Source organism: Clostridiales bacterium (genome assembly GCA_012512255.1).
Lineage (GTDB): Bacteria > Bacillota > Clostridia > Christensenellales > DUVY01 > DUVY01.
In genome coordinates, this window is sequence record JAAZDJ010000019.1 from 1 (window position 1) to 1,624 (window position 1,624).

Below are 1,624 nucleotides of genomic sequence, written 5' to 3' on the forward strand. Positions count from 1 at the left end.
GCCAACAGCATTCTGTCTGTGGCGAAATTACCGCCGGCGCTTTGCTCAAACTTCTTTAATAAGTCTTCCACTTTTAACGATTGTTTTTCGGCGCCTTCTGCTTCGTATATAATCTTGCCTTCGTGCATCATAATTAGCCTATTGCCGTATTTTATGGCGTCTTTCATATTATGAGTAATCATAAGGGTAGTAATCTTGCTCTCTTGGGTAAGCTCCAAAGTAAGATGCTGGACAATTTGGGCGGTATTGGGGTCTAGAGCCGCAGTATGCTCGTCTAGCAAGAGCATTTTGGGCTTTTTTAGTATAGCCATCAACAAAGCCAAAGCCTGTCTTTGACCGCCGCTTAACAAGCCAACTTTGGTGGTCATCCTGCTTTCTAAGCCTAAGCCCAAACGCTTGAGCTGTTCTTTATATAGCTGCTTTTCTTTGGGCGTTACCGCCCAATTAAGCCCGCGGAATTGCCCGCGACGGTAAGCAAGCGCGAGGTTTTCTTGAATTTCCATAGAGGCCGCCGTGCCCATTAAGGGGTCTTGGAACACGCGCCCAAAATATTGCGCGCGCTTATATTCGGGCATTTTGGTTATGCTTTCGCCCTGCAAAACCAGCTCGCCCTCGTCGGCCGTATAAACTCCGGCTATGATATTTAATAAAGTTGACTTGCCCGCGCCGTTGCCGCCGATAACGGTTATAAAATCGCCTTCATTGACAAACAGGTTGACGCGGTCTAGAGCCTGTTTTTCATTGATGGTGCCTATATTAAAAGTTTTGGATATATTGTTTATACTAAGCATTTATAAAAATTTTAACCCCTGTTATTGTTTTTAGCCCGTTTGAAGTTATTGTTTTTGAATAAGCTTTTTATTCTGGGCAAAGCCAAAGCGATTATTACCAATACGGCTGTCAATAGTTTTATATCGTATGGCTCCATTATATTGGCGTAAATTATAAGAGTAATCAAAACTCGGTAAATAACGCTACCCAGAACGATAAAAATCATCTTTGCCCAAAACGGAAACTTTTGGCTCATAAAAGTTTCGCCGATTATTATGGACGCAAGCCCGATAACAATAGCTCCGATTCCCATATTGACATCGCTAAAGGTTTGCTGTTGGGCGACCATCGCGCCGGATAACGCGATAAGCCCGTTGGCGATCATAAGCGCTAAAATTTTGGTGTTATCGGTGTTTATGCCCAGCGCCCTGCACATGTTTTCGTTGTCGCCTGTGGCTCTTATGGCGCTGCCAACTTCCGTGCCAAAAAACCAATACAAAACGGCTATTATTATTCCGACAACCAAAACGCCCAAAATAAGAGTGGCGTAAATCTTAGGAATTTTAAATAAATTTTCAAAATAAGTAATTACCGTGGTAAGCCTGAGCAATGATGTATTAGAAGTGCCCATTATCCTAATATTGATTGAGTATAATCCAATCATTGTCAAAATACCTGACAAGATAGCTGGAATTTTGAGCTTAGTATTAAGTATGCCGGTGCAAAGTCCTGCCAAAGTCCCCGCCAAAAACGCGATAAGACTGGACAGCGCGGGTTCTAGACCTTTGGTAATCAAAGACGCCACAACCGCGCCGCCTAAAGCAAAACTTCCCTCGGCGGTAAGGTCGGCAAA

2 protein-coding genes are annotated in these 1,624 nt (G+C 43.5%); both read right to left on the reverse strand.

Translation table 11 applies throughout. From position 1 onward, the window contains the following. The coding region (locus GX756_00910; GenBank protein ID NLC16428.1) for an ABC transporter ATP-binding protein at positions 1-791 on the reverse strand (791 nt) is incomplete at its 3' end. Between the two features lie 11 nt (positions 792-802). Beyond that, the coding region (locus tag GX756_00915) for an ABC transporter permease (protein NLC16429.1) at positions 803-1,624 on the reverse strand (822 nt) is incomplete at its 5' end.